The following is a 19,212-nucleotide window of genomic DNA, read 5'->3' on the forward strand; positions in this document are numbered from 1 at the left end:
CGGCCAGCCTACGGATCACACCGGCGCGGGCGTGCCGAGGATCTCCGCGAGGAAGGTCCCCGTGTGAGACTCCTCCACCCGCGCGACCTCCTCGGGGGTGCCCTCGGCGATCACGATGCCTCCGCCCGAGCCGCCCTCGGGACCCATGTCGATCACCCAGTCGGAGGACTTGATGACGTCGAGGTTGTGCTCGATCACGATGACCGTGTTGCCCTTGTCCACGAGCCCCTGGAGCACGCCGAGCAGCTTGCGGACGTCCTCGAAGTGCAGCCCGGTGGTGGGCTCGTCGAGCACGTACACCGTGCGTCCCGTCGAACGGCGCTGGAGCTCCGACGCGAGCTTGACGCGCTGCGCCTCGCCGCCCGAGAGGGTCGGTGCCGGCTGGCCCAGGCGCACGTAGCCGAGCCCGACCTCGACGAGCGTGGTGAGGTGGCGCGAGATCGCAGGGATGGCCTCGAAGAAGTGCGCGGCCTCCTCGATCGGCATGTCGAGCACGTCGGCGACGTTCTTGCCCTTGAAGTGCACCTCGAGCGTCTCGCGGTTGTACCGCGCGCCCTTGCACACCTCGCACGGCACGTAGACGTCTGGGAGGAAGTTCATCTCGATCTTGAGCGTGCCGTCGCCCGCGCACGCCTCGCATCGTCCGCCCTTGACGTTGAAGGAGAAGCGGCCGGGGCCGTAGCCCCGCACCTTCGCCTCCTGCGTGTCCGCGAAGAGCTTGCGCACCTTGTCCCACACGCCCGTGTAGGTGGCGGGGTTCGAGCGCGGGGTGCGGCCGATAGGGCCCTGGTCCACGTGCACGGTCTTGTCGAGCTGGTCGGTGCCCGTGATGCGCGTGTGGCGACCGGCGACCTGACGCGCACCGTTGAGGGTGTTCGCGAGGCTCGTGTAGAGGATCGAGTTGACCAGGGTGGACTTGCCCGAGCCCGACACGCCGGTCACGGATGTCAGCACGCCAAGCGGGAAGTCCACGTCGATGTCGCGCAGGTTGTTCTCGCGCGCACCGACCACCGTGACCTTCCGGCCGCGATCGATGGCGCGCCGCGCCTCGGGCAGCTCGATGGAGCGCCGGCCGGCGACGTAGGCGCCCGTGATTGAGCGCTCGTTGGTGAGCAGGTCCTCGTAGGAGCCCGAGTGGACCACCTCTCCCCCGTGCTCGCCCGCGCCCGGGCCGATGTCCACCACCCAGTCCGCGGTGCGGATGGTGTCCTCGTCGTGCTCCACCACGATGAGCGTGTTGCCCAGGTCGCGCAGCCGCGTGAGCGTCTCGATGAGGCGGCGGTTGTCGCGCTGGTGCAGGCCGATGCTCGGCTCGTCGAGGACGTAGAGCACGCCCACGAGCCCCGAGCCGATCTGCGTGGCCAGGCGGATGCGCTGCGCCTCGCCACCGCTCAGGGTCCCCGCGGCGCGCGCGAGCGTGAGGTAGTCGAGGCCCACGTCGAGCAGGAAGCCCAGCCGCGCGTCGATCTCCTTGAGCACCTGGACCGCGATGTGGCGGCCGCGCTCGTCGAGCTCGGCGGTCACCAGGAAGTCGCGGGCCTCGGCGATCGACAGCTCGCAGACCTCCGCGATCGACCGCCCGCCGATGAGCACCGAGAGGACCTCGGGCTTGAGGCGCGCGCCGCGGCACACGGGGCACGGGACCTCGCGCATGTAGGACTCGTACTTCTCGCGGGAGAAGTCCGACTCCGTCTGCTCGTGAAGGCGCTCGATCCAGGTGATCGCGCCCTCGAAGCCCGTGGTGTACTGCCGCTCACGGCCGTAGCGGTTCTTGAACCGGACGTGGACCTTGTAGTCCTTGCCCGTGAGGATCGCCGCCTGGACGTCCTTCGGGAGGTCCTTCCACGGGGTGTCCATCGAGAAGCCGAGGTCGTCGGCCAGAGCGGTGAGGGTGCGCGAGAAGTAGTCGGAGCTGGTCGCGGCCCACGGCGCCACGGCGCCGTTCGCGAGCGAGAGCTCGCGGTCGGGGACCACCAGGTCGGGGTCCACCTCGAGCTTGATGCCGATGCCCGTGCACTGCGGGCACGCACCGTACGGGGCGTTGAAGGAGAAGGTGCGCGGCTCCATCTCCTCCAGCGTGAGCACGTGATCGTTCGGGCACGCACGCTTCTCCGAGTAGCGGCGCGGCTCGATCTCGCCGTCCACCGGATCGATCACCACCAGGCCGTCGGCGATCCGCAGCGCGGTCTCCACGGAGTCCGTGAGGCGTCGGCGCACACCGTCGCGGGCCACCAGGCGGTCGACGACCACCTCGATGTCGTGCTTGAGCTTCTTCTCGAGCTTCGGCGGGTCGGTCAGCTGCACCGTCTCGCCGTCGACGCGGGCACGCGCGAAGCCCTGCTGCTGGAGGTCCTCGAAGAGGTCCTGGTACTCACCCTTGCGGCCGCGGATCACCGGCGCGAGCACCTGGTACCGCGTGCCTTCGGGAAGCGCGAGCACCGAGTCCACGATCTGCTGCGGAGTCTGCGCCTGGATGACCTCGCCGCAGACCGGGCAGTGCGGGGTGCCCACGCGCGCGTAGAGCAGGCGGAGGTAGTCGTAGACCTCGGTGATGGTGCCCACCGTCGAGCGAGGGTTGCGGTTGGTCGACTTCTGGTCGATCGACACCGCGGGGCTCAGCCCCTCGATGAAGTCGACGTCGGGCTTGTCCATCTGCCCCAGGAACTGGCGCGCATAGGCGCTCAGCGACTCGACGTAGCGGCGCTGCCCCTCCGCGAAGATCGTGTCGAACGCAAGGGAGGACTTGCCGGAGCCCGACAGGCCGGAGAAGACGATGAGGGCGTCGCGCGGGAGGTCGAGGTCGACACCCTTGAGGTTGTGCTCGCGAGCACCGCGGACGAGGAGACGGTCGTTCACCCGGCCATGCTACGCGGAAACCGCTTCGAACACACGTTCGATCGCGCGTGTCGCGGCACGATGCCGCCGACCGGGGGCGCGCAGGCGCTAGCTTGCGCCTGTGGAGACCTCCGACACCCCTGCTCGCACGCTCGCCGATCTCGCGGAGGCGCAGGTGAAGGTGGTGGACACGGCGCGCCCTCCCGTGTGGCGCTCGGCGTCCGTCGCTCTCGGCCTCGGCGGCTCGATCGCCGCGCTGTCCCTGGGATCGCCGTTCCCGTGGGCCCTCCTCACCCTCGGGCTCCTCATCCTCCCGAGCATGGTCAGCCTGCGGGACACGATGCGCCCCCAGGTGCGCTCCTGGCGCGCCTACGGGTGGTGGGCCGCCTGGTTCGTCGGCATCGTGGCACCTGCCGCAGCGGCCGCGATCTCGCTCGGGTGGAGCGGGGATGCGTCCTGGGTGGGCATCGCCCTCGGCGGCGCGACGGGCGCGGCGACGTTCGGCGTCTTCCTCCGATGGGGCGCGGAGGCGGTGCTTCCCGTGCTGCCTGACGCATCCACACCGGCGCGCCTCGACCCCGCGCTCGCCGACCCGCTCACCCTCCGCCTCCTCGGCGTGCTCGCGTGCTACCAAGGCATCGTCGCGGGCCCGGCCGCCGCACGCATGCTCGAGTGCGATCGTGACGCGGTCGACGCCACCGCCGCCGCGCTCGCCGCCGCGGGCCACGCGGAGCTCGCGCACCCGGACGCGGCATGGGGAGGGCACCGCCCGTGGATGCGCGCGACGCCGGCGGGACGCACGGCGTTCGACGCGCACGTCGCCGCCCTGCGCGAGGCCGCAGGCGGGGTCGCCGCGCCGCGCTGACGCGCGCATCGTCCCCACGCCGCGGATCAGGCAGGATGACCCCATGAGCCTCTACGCGATCCATTACGTCTACGACGAGCGCGCCGACGAGCGCGCAGCGCGGCGCCCCGAGCACCTCGCGCACTTCCGCACGCTCGCGGACGCGGGCACCGTGACCGCGATCGGACGCTACGGCGACGACCTCGAGCCGGGCGCGCTCATCATCGTCGACGTCGAGACGAGGCAGGACGCCGAGCGGATCATCGCCGGCGACCCGTACGTGCGCGCGGGCCTGGTGCCCCGGCACTCCGTCCGCGAGTGGCCGGCCTTCGGCGCGTGGCCCGGCCGGGACTTCCCCGCCTGAGCGTGCCGCGACGCGGCGCCCAGCGCTCGAGGATCAGACCTCGTCGGCCTGCGCGTCCTGGTGCCGGTGGTGGTGCTCGCGCGGCAGCTCCTCGCCCGTGCGTGCCGAGACGATGACGGACACCAGCGCCGCGCCGCCGATCGCGACGATGATGACCGCGAGCGACATCCACGTGGGGATCTCGGGCGCCCATGCCACGGGCTCTCCCCCGTTGATGAACGGCAGCGAGTTCTCGTGCAGAGCGCTCAGGACCAGCTTGACGCCGATGAACGCGAGCACCACCGACAGGCCGTAGGAGAGGTACACGAGCCGCCGCAGCAGGCCCTCGACCACGAAGAACAGCTGACGCAGGCCCATCAGCGCGAAGGCGTTCGCGGTGAAGACGATGTACGGGTCGTCGGTGAGGCCGAAGATCGCGGGGATCGAGTCGAGCGCGAACAGCACATCGGTGGTGCCGATCGCGATCATGACCATGAGCAGCGGGGTGACGAGCCGCTTGCCGTGCTCCTTCACCAGCACGGCGCCGCCGCGGTAGCCGTCCGTGGCGGGCAGGAAGCGCCGCGCCAGCGCCACGAGCGCGGTCTCCTTGTACTCGACCTCGCCCTCCTCGGCGCCGCCCTCGCGCGCCACGCTCACCGCGGTCCACAGCAGGAAGAACCCGAAGAGGTAGAAGACCCACGAGAACGCGTGCAGCGCTGCCGCGCCGGCCGCGATGAAGAGGCCGCGCAGCACCAGCGCCAGCACCACGCCGAACAGCAGCACGCGCTGCCGGTAGCGCGGGGGTACCTGGAAGCGCGCGAGGATCACCAGGAAGACGAAGAGGTTGTCGACCGAGAGCGACCACTCCGTGACGTAGCCGGCGAAGAACTCGACGCCCTTGCCAGGGCCCGCCCACGCGAGCATCGCCACGCCGAAGATCACGGCGAGGCCCACGTAGAACAGGGTCCAGCGCACCGACTCCTTGAAGCTCGGCTCGTGCGGACGCCGCACCACGACCAGGAAGTCGAACGCGACGACGGCGAGGACGCCGAGGATGGTCACCAGCCAGACGGTCGTCGATTCCACCGGACCATCGTAGAGGCGCGCCGCGGTCGCTCGATGCGCACACCGGCGCTCGTGCCGCCGCTCAGCCGGCGTTGATCATCTGACGCAGCTCCTTCTTGAGCTCGCCGATCTCGTCGCGCAGGCGCGCCGCGAGCTCGAACTGGAGCTCCGCCGCCGCGCCCTTCATCTGCGTCGACAGGTCCTCGATGAGCTGCGAGAGCTCCTCGGCCGGGCGCTGCGCGAGCAGCCCGCCGCCGGCCTTGGCCGCCTTCTCCCCCGCCTGGCCGCCGTGCTTCGCCAGCTCGAGCGTCTCCGCCGTGTCGGCCTCCTCGCGCGCGAGCATCTCGGTGATGTCCCCGATGCGCTTGCGCAGCGGCTGCGGGTCGATGCCGTTCTCCCGGTTGTAGGCGACCTGGAGCTCGCGACGACGGTTGGTCTCGTCGATCGCGGACGCCATCGAGTCCGTGATCGAGTCCGCGTACATGTGGACCTCGCCCGAGACGTTTCGCGCGGCGCGCCCGATGGTCTGGATGAGCGACGTGCCGGAGCGGAGGAAGCCCTCCTTGTCCGCGTCGAGGATCGACACGAGCGACACCTCGGGAAGGTCGAGGCCCTCGCGGAGCAGGTTGATGCCCACGAGCACGTCGTAGCGCCCCATGCGCAGCTCGCGCAGCAGCTCGACGCGGCGCAGGGTGTCGACGTCGGAGTGCAGGTACTCGACGCGCACCCCCCGATCTCCCAGGTACTCCGTAAGGTCCTCTGCCATCTTCTTGGTGAGCGTGGTGACCAGCACGCGCTCGTCCTTGTCCACGCGCTCGCGGATGCACTCGAGGAGGTCGTCGATCTGCCCTTCGGTGGGCTTCACCACCACCTTGGGATCCACCAGCCCCGTGGGCCGGATGATCTGCTCGACCACGCCGTCCGAGCGTTCGAGCTCGTACCTGCCGGGCGTCGCGGAGAGGTAGACCGTCTGACCGACGCGATCCTGGAACTCGGGCCACTTGAGCGGTCGGTTGTCGAGGGCGGAGGGCAGCCGGAAGCCGTGCTCGACGAGGGTGCGCTTGCGCGACGTGTCGCCCTCGTACATCGCGCCGATCTGCGGCACGGTCACGTGCGACTCGTCGATCACCAGGAGGAAGTCGTCCGGGAAGTAGTCGAGCAGCGTGTGGGGCGGCGTGCCCGGCTCCCGCTGCTCGATGTGCCGCGAGTAGTTCTCGATGCCCGAGCACGTGCCCACCGAGCGCATCATCTCGAGGTCGAACGTGGTGCGCATCTTGAGGCGCTGCGCCTCGAGCAGCTTGTTCTGCCGCTCGAGCTCGTGGAGCCGCTCCCCCAGCTCGAGCTCGATGGTGTGGATGGCGCGGTTCATCCGCTCCTCGCTCGCGACGTAGTGGGACGCGGGGAAGATGTGCACCTGCTGCCGCTGCTCGACCACGGTGCCGGTGAGCGGGTGCAGCGTGTAGAGCGCCTCGACCTCGTCCCCGAACATCTCGATCCGGATCGCGAGCTCCTCGTACACCGGGATGATCTCCACGGTGTCGCCGCGCACGCGGAACGTGCCGCGCGTGAACGCGATGTCGTTGCGCGAGTACTGCATCTGCACGAACTCGCGCAGGAGCGAGTCGCGGTCGACCACGTCGCCCACGGCGAGCGTCACCATCCCCTGGATGTACTCCTCCGGCGTGCCGAGCCCGTAGATGCACGAGACGGAGGAGACCACCACGACGTCGCGCCTGGTCAGCAGCGAGTTGGTGGCCGAGTACCGCAGCCGCTCGACCTCCTCGTTGATCGACGAGTCCTTCTCGATGAAGGTATCCGTCTGCGGGACGTACGCCTCGGGCTGGTAGTAGTCGTAGTAGCTGACGAAGTACTCGACGGCGTTGTTCGGCAGCAGGTCGCGGAACTCGTTCGCGAGCTGCGCCGCCAGCGTCTTGTTGTGGGCCATCACGAGCGTGGGGCGCTGCAGCCGCTCCACGAGCCACGCGGTGGTGGCGGACTTGCCCGTACCCGTCGCACCGAGGAGCACCACGTCCTGCTCCCCTGCCTGGAGTCGACTCGCGAGCTCGTCGATGGCCTTGGGCTGGTCGCCGGAGGGCTGGTACTCGGAGATCACCTGGAACGGTGCCTCGCTGCGGCGGAGGTCGGGGCTGCTCATGCGACTACGGTACGCCGGGCCTCCGACAGCGGATCGCGGCGCTCTCAGGCCGGGACGTGGAGCGCCCAGAACGCGTCGACCTGAGCGTCGAGGTCGGCGACCCGGCCGGAGCCGTCGAGCACGGCATCGGCCACCGCCTCTCGCTCCAGGTCCGTCGCCTGCGAGGCGATCCGCGCGGCGGCGTCGGAGGCCGCCATGCCGCGGGAGTCGACCATCCGCCTGACCCGCACGTCCTCGGGCGCGGCCACCGTGACGACGAGGTCGAAGTCCTGCCCCAGGCCGCTCTCGACGAGCAGCGGGATGTCGTGCACCACCACCTTCGCGCCCTCACGGCGCGCCTGCCGGTCCGCCGCCGCTCCCATGGCGAGCACGTACGGGTGCACGATCGCGTTGAGACGGCCGCGCGCGTGATCGTCGGAGAACACGATCTGCGCGAGCGCCGCACGGTCGAGCGCGCCGCCGCTGAGCACGCGGTCGCCGAACTCGGAGACGATGTCCACGAGCGCCGCGGACCCGGGCTCGACAGCCCGGCGGGCCAGCTCGTCGTGGTCGATCACCCGCGCGCCGAGCGCGCGGAAGCGCGCGGAGGCCGTGGACTTGCCCGAGGCGATCCCCCCGGTGAGGCCGATGCGTAGCACGGGTGAAGTCTCACACGCGGCGCTGACAGCCGCAAAGCCCAGGACGCGACGAAGGCCGCCACCCCAGGGGTGACGGCCTTCGTGCGGTTCCGACTAGTTGCCGGTGAGCTTCTCGCGAAGCGCCGCGAGGCGCTCGTCCGAGGCAAGCGTGCCCATGTCCGTGGACTCGTCGTGCGACGAGTAGGACGCGGGCGCGTCGTTCTTGCGGCCGCCCTTGCGGGGAGCCGACGCGGCCGGAGCGGTGGCCTCGGCCTCGGCGGCTGCAGCGTCCTGCTTCGCGACGAACGACTTGTGCGCCTCCCAGCGCTCGTGCGCCTTGGCGTACTCGGCCTCCCAGGCCTCGCGCTCGGACTCGAAGCCCTCGCGCCACTCCTGGGTCTCCGGGTCGAAGCCCTCGGGGTACTTGTAGTTGCCCTGAGCGTCGTACTCGGCGGTCATGCCGTAGAGCGCGGGGTCGAAGTCCTCGCCCTGCGGGTCCACGCCCTCGTTGGCCTGCTTGATGGACAGCGAGATGCGGCGACGCTCGAGGTCGATGTCGATGATCTTGACGAACACGTCCTCGTCCGCGGAGACGACCTGCTCGGGCAGCTCGACGTGGCGGGTGGCGAGCTCGGAGATGTGCACCAGACCCTCGATGCCCTCGTAGACGCGGACGAACGCGCCGAACGGGACGAGCTTGGTGACCTTGCCCGGGACGATCTGGCCGATCGCGTGGGTGCGGGCGTAGACCGCCCACGGGTCCTCCTGGGTCGCCTTGAGCGACAGCGAGACGCGCTCGCGGTCCATCTCGACGGTGAGGACCTCGACCTCGACCTCCTGGCCGACCGAGACGACCTCGGACGGGTGGTCGATGTGCTTCCACGACAGCTCGGAGACGTGCACGAGGCCGTCGACGCCGCCGAGGTCCACGAACGCACCGAAGTTGACGATCGAGGAGACGACACCCTTGCGGACCTGGCCCGGCGCGAGCGCGGTGAGGAACGACGAGCGCACCTCGGACTGCGTCTGCTCGAGGAAGGCACGGCGCGACAGGACCACGTTGTTGCGGTTCTTGTCGAGCTCGATGATCTTGGCCTCGATGGCCTGGCCGATGTAGGGCGCGAGGTCGCGGACGCGGCGCATCTCGACGAGCGAGGCCGGCAGGAAGCCGCGGAGGCCGATGTCCACGATGAGGCCGCCCTTGACGACCTCGATGACGGTGCCGGAGACGACGCCGTCCTCGTCCTTGATCTTCTCGATCGAGCCCCACGCGCGCTCGTACTGCGCACGCTTCTTCGAGAGGATCAGGCGACCCTCCTTGTCCTCCTTGGTGAGGACGAGCGCCTCGATGGTGTCGCCGACGTTGACGACCTCATCCGGGTTGGCGTCGTGGCGGATGGAGAGCTCGCGCGAGGGGATGACACCCTCGGTCTTGTAGCCGATGTCGAGGAGGACCTCGTCACGGTCGACCTTCACGATGGTGCCCTCGACAAGGTCACCGTCGTCGAAGTTCTTGATGGTCGCGTCAACAGCAGCGAGGAAATCCTCAGCGGTGCCGATGTCGTTGACTGCGATGCTGGACTCGGGGGTGGAAACGGACATTAAGGAATTGCTCCGGTGGACAGGGAATCGAATGGATAGTTGTGGTCAGGCACGCAGGCGCGCCAGACCAACGAACATGCTACCTCGTCCCGGGCGCACAGGGCAATGCGGCGCGCCCGGCGACGAAGCTTCAGAGACCGCGTGCGGCGCTGAGGAGCTCCTCAGGCACCCACTTGGTCTTGCCCATCATCGTGTCGAAGGGCTCGAGCACGATGTGGCCGCTCTGAAGAGCGGTGAACTTGTGGCTCTCCCCCGCGACGATGCCGTCGATCGCCGCGACGCCCATGCGGGTGCCGAGCAGGCGGTCCGCGGCCGTGGGGACGCCGCCGCGCTGGGTGTAGCCGAGCACCGTGAGGCGCGTGGTGAAGCCGGTCGCGGCCTCGATGGCCTTGGTGACCTCGTGGCCGATGGACCCCGCGATCGGGTTGCCCTTGGCGTCGATGGTCTGCTTGCCCGTCCAGTTCGAGCCCTCGGCCGGGATCGCTCCCTCCGCGACCGCGACGATCGAGAAGTTCTTGTAGCGGTGACGGTGCTTGATGCGCTTCGCGATCACGTCGATGTCGAAGGGCTCCTCGGGCGCAAGGATGATGTCTGCGCCGCCGGCGATGCCCGCGGTGACGGCGATCCAGCCCGAGTGGCGGCCCATGAGCTCGACCACCATGACGCGGTTGTGGGACTCGGCGGTCGAGTGGAGACGGTCGATCGCCTCGGTCGCGATCGACACCGCGGTGTCGAAGCCGATCGCGGCGTCGGTGCCGACCACATCGTTGTCGATGGTCTTGGGGATGCCGATGACCGGGACCCCCAGCGCCTTCGACACCTTGCCGGCCGCCTTGAGCGTGCCGTCGCCGCCGATGCAGATGAAGCCGTCGAGCTTCTCGTTCTCGAACGTCTCCTGCACGGCCTCCATGCCGCCCTCGACCTTGTGAGGGTGGCAGCGGGCGGTGCCGAGCATCGTGCCGCCGTGGACCAGGATGCCGGAGACGTCGTCCCGGGTGAGCGGCCTGGCGTCGCCGTCGATGACGCCCTGCCAGCCGTTGTTGAAGCCGACGATCGAGCAGCCGAGCTCGGAGGTTCCCCTCTTCACCACCGCCCGGATCGCCGCGTTCAGACCGGGGCAGTCGCCGCCACCCGTGAGAAGACCGATTCGCATGCCACCAACCCTAGTGTCCAGCGGTGCGCCAGTCAGCGCCCGTTCCTACGTTCACGTCGAGAGGGACGCTCAGATCGCCTGCGGCGTGCATCTCCTCCCGGAGGATGGTCTCGACCGCCGCACGCTCTCCGGGGGCTGTCTCGACCACGAGCTCATCATGCACCTGAAGTACCTGCCGTGATGCCAGACCTTCGTCCTTCAGACGACGCTCGACCCCCAGCATCGCGCGCTTGATGAGGTCCGCCGCCGAACCCTGGATGGGGGCGTTGAGCGCGACCCGCTCCGCGATGTCCCGCCGCTGGCGGTTGGTCGAGGTGAGGTCCGGGATGTAGCGGCGCCGTCCGAAGATCGTCTCCGTGTAGCCGTCGCCCCGCGCCTTCTCCACCACGCTGTCGAGGTACTCGCGGACCCCGCCGAACCGCTTGTAGTAGTCGTCCATGAGCGCCTGCGCGGCCCCGACGGGCAGGCTCAGCTGCCTCGCGAGCCCGAACGACGACAGCCCGTAGGCGAGCCCGTAGGACATCGCCTTGACCTGCGAGCGCATCTCGGGGGTGACGTCGGCGGGCGCGACGCCGAAGACGCGGGAGCCCACGAAGCGGTGGAGGTCCTCGCCTCCCTGGAACGCCTCGATGAGGCCCGCGTCACCCGACAGGTGGGCCATGATGCGCATCTCGATCTGCGAGTAGTCGGCCGTCACGAGCGTCTCGAACCCCTCGCCCACCACGAACGCCTCGCGGATCCGGTGGCCCTCGGGCGTACGGATCGGGATGTTCTGGAGGTTCGGGTCCTTGGAGCTGAGCCGGCCCGTCGCCGCGACCACCTGCGAGAAGGTCGTGTGGATGCGGCCGTCCGCCTGCACGGACTGGATGAGCGTCTCGATGATCTGCGACAGCTTGGTCGCGTCCCGGTACGCGAGCAGCGCCGTGAGGAACGGGTGCGGCGACTTCTCGTTGAGGTCGTGCAGGGACGAGGCGTCGGTGGTGTAGCCGGTCTTGATCTTCTTGGTCTTGGGCATGCCCAGGCGGTCGAACAGGACCTCCTGCAGCTGCTTCGGCGAGCCGAGGTTGACCCGGTCGCCGCCGATCGCCGCGTACGCATCCTCGGCGGCGCGGTCCGCGCGTCCGCGCGCCTCGTCGGCCAGGGTGCGGAGGTGCGTGGAGTCGACCGCCATGCCCGCGTGCTCCATGCGCGCCAGCACGCTCAGCAGCGGGATCTCGAGCTCGGCGTACAGCTCCCCCATGCCACGTTCGGCGACCATCGGATCGAGCACGGCGGCGAGCGTGCGCACATGCGCCGCGCGCTCCGCCGCGGTCTCCGCGGCCGACGCGCCCAGGCCCAGGTCGAGCTCGCCGGCCACCGACGCGCCCTCGAGCGAGAGTCCCAGATGGCGCTGAAGGATCTGCTCGAGCTCGAATCCGCGCTGATCGGGGTTCACCAGGAAGGCCGCGATCTGGGTGTCGCCCGCGATGCCCGCGAGCTCCCAGCCGCGCGCCGCGAGCGCATGCCACGCGTCCTTGGCCGCGTGAAGCACCTTGGGGACGTCCGCATCGGCCAGCCAGGAGGCGAGCGCGCGCTCCTCGGCCGCGCTGAGCGCGCCGAGGTCGACGCCCCACGCCGCATCGGCGGCGTCGGTCACGCCGAGCGCCCAGGCATCCGCGTCCGCGCCCCCGCGGCCCTCGACGTGGAGGGCCACGGGCCCCGTCATGGCGGTGATCGCCGCCACGGCGCCCTCGGTGCGCACCACGACGGCCGGCGTCTCCACCGGAGCGTCCTCGTGCGCGTCGGCGGCGAAAGGCATCAGCCGGTCGCGCAGCGTGCGGAACTGCAGCGCGTCGCACACCTGGTGCACCGCCGCCGCGTCCGCGCCCGCGTACTCGAGATCGCCCAGGGGGACCGCGACCTCGAGATCCGTGAGCAGGTGGTTGAGCTCGCGGTTGAGCCGCACCTGGTCGAGGTGGTCGCGCAGGCTCTGGCCCGCCTTGCCCGGGACGTCGTCCGCGCTGTCGAGGATGCCGGCGAGCCCGCCGTACGTGACGATCCACTTGGCCGCGGTCTTGGGTCCCACGCCCGGCACCCCGGGAAGGTTGTCGCTCGTCTCGCCGACCAGCGCGGCCATGTCCGGGTACTGGTCGGGGCGCACGCCGTACTTCTCCTCGACCGAGGCGGGCGTGAAGTGCACGAGGTCGGAGACGCCCTTGCGCGGGTAGAGCAGCGTGACGTCGTCGTTGACCAGCTGGATGGTGTCGCGGTCGCCAGAGACCACGAGCACCCGCAGGCCGGCCTCACGGCCCATCCGAGCGTACGTCGCGAGCAGGTCGTCGGCCTCGAAGCGCTCCTTGTCGACCGCAGCGACGCGCAGCGCGCCGAGCATCTCCCGGATGAGCGGTACCTGAGGCTCGAACTCCGGCGGCGTCGCGTCGCGCGTCCCCTTGTAGGAGGGCAGCCGCTCGGTGCGGAAGGTCCCGCCGGGAAGGTCGAACGCGACCGCGACGTGCGTGGGCTGGTGGTCCTTGAGCAGCGTCGCCAGCATCGTGGTGAAGCCGTAGACGGCATTGGTGGGCACCCCTGTCGACGTCGCGAAGTTCTCGACCGGAAGGCCGAAGAACGCGCGGAAGGCCATGGAGAGGCCGTCGACGAGGAGGAGTGTTCCCTTGGTGGATTCGGTCACAGGTGCCAACCTATCTTCATGTCAGACGCCGAGGTCCCCCTCCTGAACGCGCCCGCCGACGGGCTGATCGCCCGGATGGGCATCTCCATCCTGAAGGTCACCCCTGACATCGCGATCGGCACGATGCCCGTCGAGGGGAACACGCAGCCGTACGGCCTGCTTCATGGCGGGGCATCGGCCGTCCTCGCCGAGTCGCTGGCCTCGCTCGCCGCGATGGCGCATGCCCTCACGCTCGACCCCGAGGGGATCGCGGTGGGGGTCGACCTCAACATCACGCATGTGCGTTCCGCGCGCACCGGGACCGTGACCGGCACGGCCACCGCGATCCACCTCGGCCGCACCATCGCGAGCTACGAGGTGGTCGTCGAGGACGATGCGGGGGCGAAGCTCGCCGTCGCGCGGCTCACCTGCGCGCTGCGGACCCGCTGACGAGCCGCTGGTCCCGTGAAGGCCTGTTGATGCACCGATCGAGGTCCGAACGCCCCGAATCCGCGACGTTTCGGGCGCAAAGGTTGCAGTTTGGCCTCGCTGACGTGCGTCGAAAACACTCCGGAAACACGATCGGTCTAATGTGTGGGCCAACTCGGAGGGGAGAACGGTGTTCACCAGACCTGATACGCGGTTTTACAAAGCCGCGGGCCTGCTGCTGATCGCAGCGGCCGCATTCGTGATCGCGACGCTCGTGCTCGGCGGTGGTCCCGCCGAGGCCGAGACGGTGGAGCCCGTGGCAGCGGGCACCTCCACCGCCACGCTCGTGATCCAGAACGTCATCAACGGCCTCGCGTTCGGAGTGCTCCTCGCGCTCGCCGCGGTGGGCCTCTCGCTGATCTTCGGCACCACCGGCCTGAGCAACTTCGCTCACGGCGAGCAGGTGACGTTCGGCGCGCTCCTGACGTTCTTCCTCAGCACGAACGAGCAGGTCACCATCCCGCTCGTCCCCGGCTCGTTCACCATCGGTCTGCCGCTGTGGCTCGCCGCGATCATCGCGGTGATCGTCTCGGGCTTCACGGGATGGCTGCAGGACAAGATGCTGTGGGGCCCGCTCCGCAAGCGCCGCGTCGCGGTCCTCCAGCAGATGGTCGTCAGCATCGGCCTCTCGCTCGCGCTGCTCAACCTGCTGCAGTGGTGGATGGGCGGCACGCGCCATCGCCTCACCAACGCGTCGGGCGGGCGCATCACGTTCGGCAACTTCTACGTCGGCACCCTGACGCTCATGTCCGTGGTGATCGCCGCGATCGCCCTCGCGGGAGTCGCGCTGTTCCTGCTGAAGACCCGCCTGGGACGCGCGACGCGCGCGATCTCGGACAACCCGGCCCTCGCCGCCGCCTCCGGCATCCGCGTCGACTCGATCATCCGCCTCGTGTGGGTGATGTCCGCGGCGCTCGCCGGCCTGGGCGGCATCCTGCTCGCGCTGTTCGACAACGGCGCGGGCTTCGACTCGGGAGCCCGCATCCTGCTGCTCATGTTCGCCGCCGTGACGCTGGGCGGCCTGGGTCAGGCCTTCGGCGCGCTCGTGGGCGCGCTCGTGGTCGGCGTGGTCTCCGAGGTCTCCACCGTGGTCATCGCACCCGACATGCGCTACGCCTCCGCGCTGGCGATCCTCATCATCGTCCTGCTCGTGAGACCGCAGGGCATCCTGGGCAGGAAGGAACGGGTGGGCTGACATGGACATCCTCATCAATGCGCTCGAGCAGATGTTCACGCCCGCGACGGCGGCCTTCGCCATCGCCGCGATCGGCCTGAACTTCCACTTCGGCCTCACCGGCCTGCTCAACATGGGCCAGGCGGGCTTCATGCTCCTCGGCATGTACGGCTACGCGATCTCCGTGCGCGAGGGGCTGCCCATGTGGGCCGCGATCCTCGTCGCGATGGGTGCCGCGATCCTCTTCGGCCTCCTGCTCGGCTGGCCGACGCTGAAGCTGCGCGGCGACTATCTCGCGATCGTGACGATCGCCGCGGCCGAGATCGTCCGCTACGTCGGGCGATCCAACACGCTCGTCGAGGTCACCGGAGGCTCGCTCGGCATCAAGGGCAAGGACTACAAGGGCCCGCTCGAGGACCTGTCGCCCTTCCCGGACGAGCGGATCACGGTCGGCCCGTTCACCTATCACGGCTCGGCCTCCGACTCCTGGTGGCTCCGCGTGGTCGCCTGGGTGCTCGTCGCGCTGTTCCTGCTGCTGTTCTGGCGACTCTCGAACTCCCCCTGGGGCCGCGTGCTCAAGGGCATCCGCGAGGACGAGGACGCGGTGCGCTCGCTCGGCAAGAACGTCTACTGGTACAAGATGCAGGCGCTCATCATCGGCGGTGTCATCGGTGCGCTGGGCGGCGTGATCTGGGCGCACGGGTCCGCGGTCGTCGCGGATGCCATGGGCCGTCCCACCACCTTCTGGGTGTGGACGATCCTGCTCCTGGGTGGCGCGGCCACCGTCATGGGGCCCGTGGTCGGGTCGGTGGTCTTCTGGGCCGCGCTGTCGCTGATCCGCGCGGTCGCGAAGGCCTTCATCCCCGAGTCCATCCTCCCGTCCACCGCCATCGAGCCGTTCGGCCTCATGCTGGTCGGTATCGCGCTGATCCTCCTGGTGGTGTTCCGACCACAGGGGATCCTCGGCAACAAGAAGGAGCTTGCGTTCCATGCCTGACACGACAGTCCTGGACGGAGTCGCCCACGAGCCGGGCGTCGCCAAGCCCGACCCGATCCTCATCGCCGACGGCGTGGTGCGGCGCTTCGGCGGCCTCACCGCGGTCAACGTGGGGCACTTCGAGGTGCAGCGCAACACGATCACCGCGCTCATCGGGCCCAACGGTGCCGGCAAGTCCACCTTCTTCAACCTGCTCACCAGCTTCGACACCGCGCAGGAGGGCTCCGGCACCTTCGACGGCAAGCCGCTGCGCAAGGTCTCGCCGCACAAGGTCGCGCGCTCCGGCATGGTGCGCACGTTCCAACTGACCAAGGCCCTCGAGGGCATGTCGGTCATGGAGAACATGCGCCTCGGTGCGCAGGACCAGCCCGGCGAGTCGCTGCTCACCGCCTTCGTGCCCCCGCTGTGGAAGTCCCGCGAGCGGGAGATCACGGAGCAGGCGCACGACCTCCTCCACCGATTCAAGCTCTACGAGAAGCGGGACGACTCCGCGGGCTCGCTCTCGGGAGGCCAGCGCAAGCTGCTCGAGATGGCTCGCGCGCTCATGTCGAAGCCCACGATGGTGATGCTCGACGAGCCGATGGCCGGCGTGAACCCCGCGCTGACCGAGTCGCTTCTCGAGCACATCATCGAGCTCAAGGACGAGGGCATGACCGTCCTGTTCGTCGAGCACGACATGCACATGGTGCGCCGCATCTCGGACTGGGTCGCCGTCATGGCCCAGGGCGAGCTCATCGCGGAGGGCCCCGCGTCCACCGTGATGCAGAACGCGGCGGTCCAGGACGCGTACCTGGGCGCGCACCACGACACCGACCTCGGAGAGGACCTCTGATGCCCGAGACGCAGGACGTGCTCATCACCGCGGACGACGTGTGGGCCGGCTACATCCCGGGCGTCAGCATCCTCAACGGCTGCACGCTCGAGGTGAAGAAGGGCGAGCTGGTCGGCATCATCGGCCCCAACGGCGCCGGCAAGTCGACCTTCCTCAAGGCGCTGTTCGGGCTCGTGCCGGTCACCGGCGGGACGTTCCACCTGGACGGGGAGGACATCACGAACCTCCGCGCCGACCAGCTGGTGAAGCAGGGCGTCGGCTTCGTGCCGCAGACCAACAACGTCTTCCCGTCGCTCACCATCGCGGAGAACCTCGAGATGGGCGCCTACCAGCGCCCCAAGGCGTACAAGGAGCGGCTCGACTACATCGGGGACCTGTTCCCCGTGCTGATCGAGCGCAAGGACCAGCGTGCAGGCTCGCTCTCGGGCGGTGAGCGTCAGATGGTCGCCATGGCCCGCGCGCTCATGATGGACCCGAAGGTGCTGCTGCTCGACGAGCCCAGCGCGGGCCTCTCCCCTGCCCGTCAGGACGAGACCTTCGTGCGCACCAAGCAGATCAACGCCACCGGCGTCACCGTGATCATGGTCGAGCAGAACGCGCGCCGCTGCCTGCAGATCTGCGACCGCGGCTACGTGCTGGACCAGGGCACAGCGGCGTACTCCGCCACGGGCCGCGAGCTCCTCAAGGACCCCAAGGTCATCGAGCTCTACCTCGGCACGCTCGGCGCCTAGCAGCGCCCGACAGCGCCTCTCAAGGGCCCGGCTCCCCACGGGAGCCGGGCCCTTCTGCATTCGTGGCGCAACGTCTTGGCGGGACATGGGGGCCGTTTCGCGGTCGGATCCTGCACTCATGTCCCGCTGGGGTGAGGGGACGATGCGGGGCGCGCCCGGGCACGCGGGAGGCCCCCGGGGCGGACACGCACGCGTGGCGCATCGTCCTGGCGGGACATAGGGGCCGTTTCGCGGCTGGATCCCGCACTCATGTCCCGCTGGGGTGAGGCGACGACGGGGGCCGGGCCGATGCAGGGGCTCGCGAGGGGACGATGCGGGACTCGGCTGATGCGGCGGGGCGCCCGGGCACGCGAAAGGCCCCCGGGGCGAACCCCGGGGGCCTTCTGCGACCTAGGTCAGACGGTCAGGCGATCACTCGCCGGCCGACCACTCCACCTCGCCGATGCGCGAGATGTTGTTGTCGGCGTCGTACTCCCACACGCCGATGACGGCCGCGGTCGGGTCGTTCATGTCGTCGAACGGGCCCGAGAGCGACAGCGCCTGGTAGTTGATGGTCTCGCCCTCGTTGATGAGGCCCGAGCACTCCACCCAGCCGGAGCACTCCGTGCCACCGTCGGCGCCCGAGACCGAGGCCATGTTCTCCTGGATCACGGCCGGGTCGGACGAGCCACCCTGGAGCGCCGCGAGAGCGACCAGCATGACGGCGTCGTAGGACTCGTTCGCGTAGGAGACGTCCTCGAGCTCCGAACCGTTGGCCTCGTCGAGGAGGGCCTTGAACTCGTCGGACGGGGCCGAGCCCGGGATGGTGCCCTTGCCGCCCTCGAGGGTGCCCGGCGCGAAGGTGTCGCCCCAGTTCGAGGTGTTGCCGTCGGACATGTAGACCTTCGACATGTCGTAGCCGGCGTCGGCGATCGCCGGGACGATCTGCGCGGTCACGTCGAACGCGATCATGAGGATCGCGTCGGGGCTGGTGGCCAGGGCCGCCTCGACGTTGGCGTTGAAGTTGCCGCCCGCGGGGTCGACCTCCTCGCCCGAGGTGCCGTAGGTGATGGTGCCACCGGCGGCCTCGACGCGCGCCTGCACGACGTCGCGGAAGGACACGCCGTAGTCGTCACCCTGGACGAGGATGGCGATGTTCGAGGCGCCGTCCTCCATCATGAGGTCGGCGACAGCGGCACCCTGCGCGGTGTCCGGCGGAGCGGTACGGAAGTAGAAGTCCGAGTAGCCCGAGAGCGAGGTCGAGGTGTTCGCGGGCGACACCATGACGATGCCGGCGGCGTCGACGTCGTCGAGCACGAGCAGCGTCGAGGCCGACGAGGCGGCACCGATGATGGCCGAGACCTCGGCGTTGATGAGCTCGGAGATCGACTGGTCACCGATCGTGGGGTTGTTCGCGTCGCCCGAGTCGGTCTCCATGAGCTCGACCGGGGCGCCGAAGATGCCGCCCGCGTCGTTGATCTCGTTGACCGCGACCTTGACACCCGCGACCTCGGGCGGGCCGAGGAAGGCGAGCGAGCCGGTCACCGGCAGGAAGCTGCCGATCTTGAGCGGGTCACCGGAGGCCGCGCCCCCGTCGGTCGGGTCCGCGCTCGAGCCGCCATCGGAATCCGTGGAGCACGCGGCGAGAGACAGCGTCGCGACGGCGGCGAAGGCCGCGCCACGGGCGATGGAGTTCCATCGTGCCATGTTTTCTTCCTCCCACTTCGGCGGGGCCAGCCCCGCCTCGGT

The 19,212-nt window shown here is 69.7% G+C and carries 15 protein-coding genes; 7 read left to right on the top strand and 8 right to left on the bottom strand.

Annotated elements, in window-relative coordinates; translation table 11 throughout:
- Positions 1-15: 15 nt before the first annotated feature.
- A complete protein-coding gene (uvrA, locus tag AOM06_RS12460) occupies positions 16-2,856 on the bottom strand; it encodes an excinuclease ABC subunit UvrA (RefSeq protein WP_062306884.1) in 2,841 nt (946 codons plus the stop codon).
- A gap of 100 nt (positions 2,857-2,956) precedes the next feature.
- Here uvrA and AOM06_RS14830 point away from each other — a divergent pair, with 100 nt between their 5' ends.
- Positions 2,957-3,700, top strand: coding sequence for a helix-turn-helix domain-containing protein (locus AOM06_RS14830; RefSeq protein ID WP_062306890.1), 744 nt, complete (start codon positions 2,957-2,959; stop codon positions 3,698-3,700).
- Positions 3,701-3,743: 43 nt separating this feature from the next.
- Complete coding sequence (locus AOM06_RS14835; RefSeq protein ID WP_062306894.1) at positions 3,744-4,043, top strand: YciI family protein; 300 nt, start codon at positions 3,744-3,746, stop codon at positions 4,041-4,043.
- 33 nt (positions 4,044-4,076) lie between these two features.
- Here the strand turns inward: AOM06_RS14835 and AOM06_RS12475 are convergent, their stop codons facing one another.
- The 6 genes from AOM06_RS12475 to polA form a co-directional block, all read right to left on the bottom strand.
- Positions 4,077-5,108: a TerC/Alx family metal homeostasis membrane protein gene (locus AOM06_RS12475; protein ID WP_062306899.1), complete on the bottom strand. Its 1,032-nt coding sequence runs from the start codon at positions 5,106-5,108 to the stop codon at positions 4,077-4,079.
- A 61-nt stretch (positions 5,109-5,169) separates the two neighbouring features.
- The gene (gene uvrB, locus AOM06_RS12480) at positions 5,170-7,242 is read right to left on the bottom strand and encodes an excinuclease ABC subunit UvrB (protein ID WP_062306902.1); all 2,073 of its coding nucleotides are present in this window, start codon (positions 7,240-7,242) and stop codon (positions 5,170-5,172) included.
- Positions 7,243-7,286: 44 nt separating this feature from the next.
- Positions 7,287-7,880: a dephospho-CoA kinase gene (gene coaE / locus AOM06_RS12485; protein ID WP_062306905.1), complete on the bottom strand. Its 594-nt coding sequence runs from the start codon at positions 7,878-7,880 to the stop codon at positions 7,287-7,289.
- Positions 7,881-7,973: 93 nt separating this feature from the next.
- Positions 7,974-9,461 (bottom strand): 30S ribosomal protein S1, encoded by a 1,488-nt coding sequence (rpsA, locus tag AOM06_RS12490; protein WP_062306910.1) that lies wholly within the window; start codon positions 9,459-9,461, stop codon positions 7,974-7,976.
- Positions 9,462-9,591: 130 nt separating this feature from the next.
- Positions 9,592-10,614, bottom strand: coding sequence for a 6-phosphofructokinase (locus AOM06_RS12495; protein ID WP_062306914.1), 1,023 nt, complete (start codon positions 10,612-10,614; stop codon positions 9,592-9,594).
- 10 nt (positions 10,615-10,624) lie between these two features.
- Positions 10,625-13,282, bottom strand: a complete 2,658-nt coding sequence (gene polA / locus AOM06_RS12500) for a DNA polymerase I (protein ID WP_082105567.1) — start codon at positions 13,280-13,282, stop codon at positions 10,625-10,627.
- A gap of 18 nt (positions 13,283-13,300) precedes the next feature.
- On the opposite strand from polA, the gene AOM06_RS12505 reads away from it, so the two are divergent.
- From AOM06_RS12505 to AOM06_RS12525, 5 genes are all read left to right on the top strand, one after another.
- Positions 13,301-13,711 (top strand): PaaI family thioesterase, encoded by a 411-nt coding sequence (locus AOM06_RS12505; RefSeq protein ID WP_062306918.1) that lies wholly within the window; start codon positions 13,301-13,303, stop codon positions 13,709-13,711.
- Between the two features lie 169 nt (positions 13,712-13,880).
- Positions 13,881-14,945: a branched-chain amino acid ABC transporter permease gene (locus AOM06_RS12510; protein ID WP_169747764.1), complete on the top strand. Its 1,065-nt coding sequence runs from the start codon at positions 13,881-13,883 to the stop codon at positions 14,943-14,945.
- 1 nt (position 14,946) lies between these two features.
- Positions 14,947-15,921 (top strand): branched-chain amino acid ABC transporter permease, encoded by a 975-nt coding sequence (locus AOM06_RS12515; RefSeq protein WP_062306930.1) that lies wholly within the window; start codon positions 14,947-14,949, stop codon positions 15,919-15,921.
- Complete coding sequence (locus AOM06_RS12520) at positions 15,914-16,753, top strand: ABC transporter ATP-binding protein (protein WP_062306933.1); 840 nt, start codon at positions 15,914-15,916, stop codon at positions 16,751-16,753. Before AOM06_RS12515 ends, AOM06_RS12520 begins: the two co-directional genes overlap by 8 nt.
- Positions 16,753-17,484: an ABC transporter ATP-binding protein gene (locus AOM06_RS12525; RefSeq protein WP_062306936.1), complete on the top strand. Its 732-nt coding sequence runs from the start codon at positions 16,753-16,755 to the stop codon at positions 17,482-17,484. The genes AOM06_RS12520 and AOM06_RS12525 overlap by 1 nt, the downstream gene beginning before the upstream one ends.
- 411 nt (positions 17,485-17,895) lie before the next feature.
- Here the strand turns inward: AOM06_RS12525 and AOM06_RS12530 are convergent, their stop codons facing one another.
- On the bottom strand, positions 17,896-19,170 hold the full coding sequence (locus AOM06_RS12530; RefSeq protein WP_062306941.1) for an ABC transporter substrate-binding protein: 1,275 nt from the start codon (positions 19,168-19,170) through the stop codon (positions 17,896-17,898).
- Positions 19,171-19,212: the final 42 nt, after the last annotated feature.

Origin of the sequence: Demequina subtropica (assembly GCF_000971235.1) — a bacterium.
In the GTDB taxonomy this organism is placed as follows: Bacteria; Actinomycetota; Actinomycetes; order Actinomycetales; family Demequinaceae; genus Demequina; species Demequina subtropica.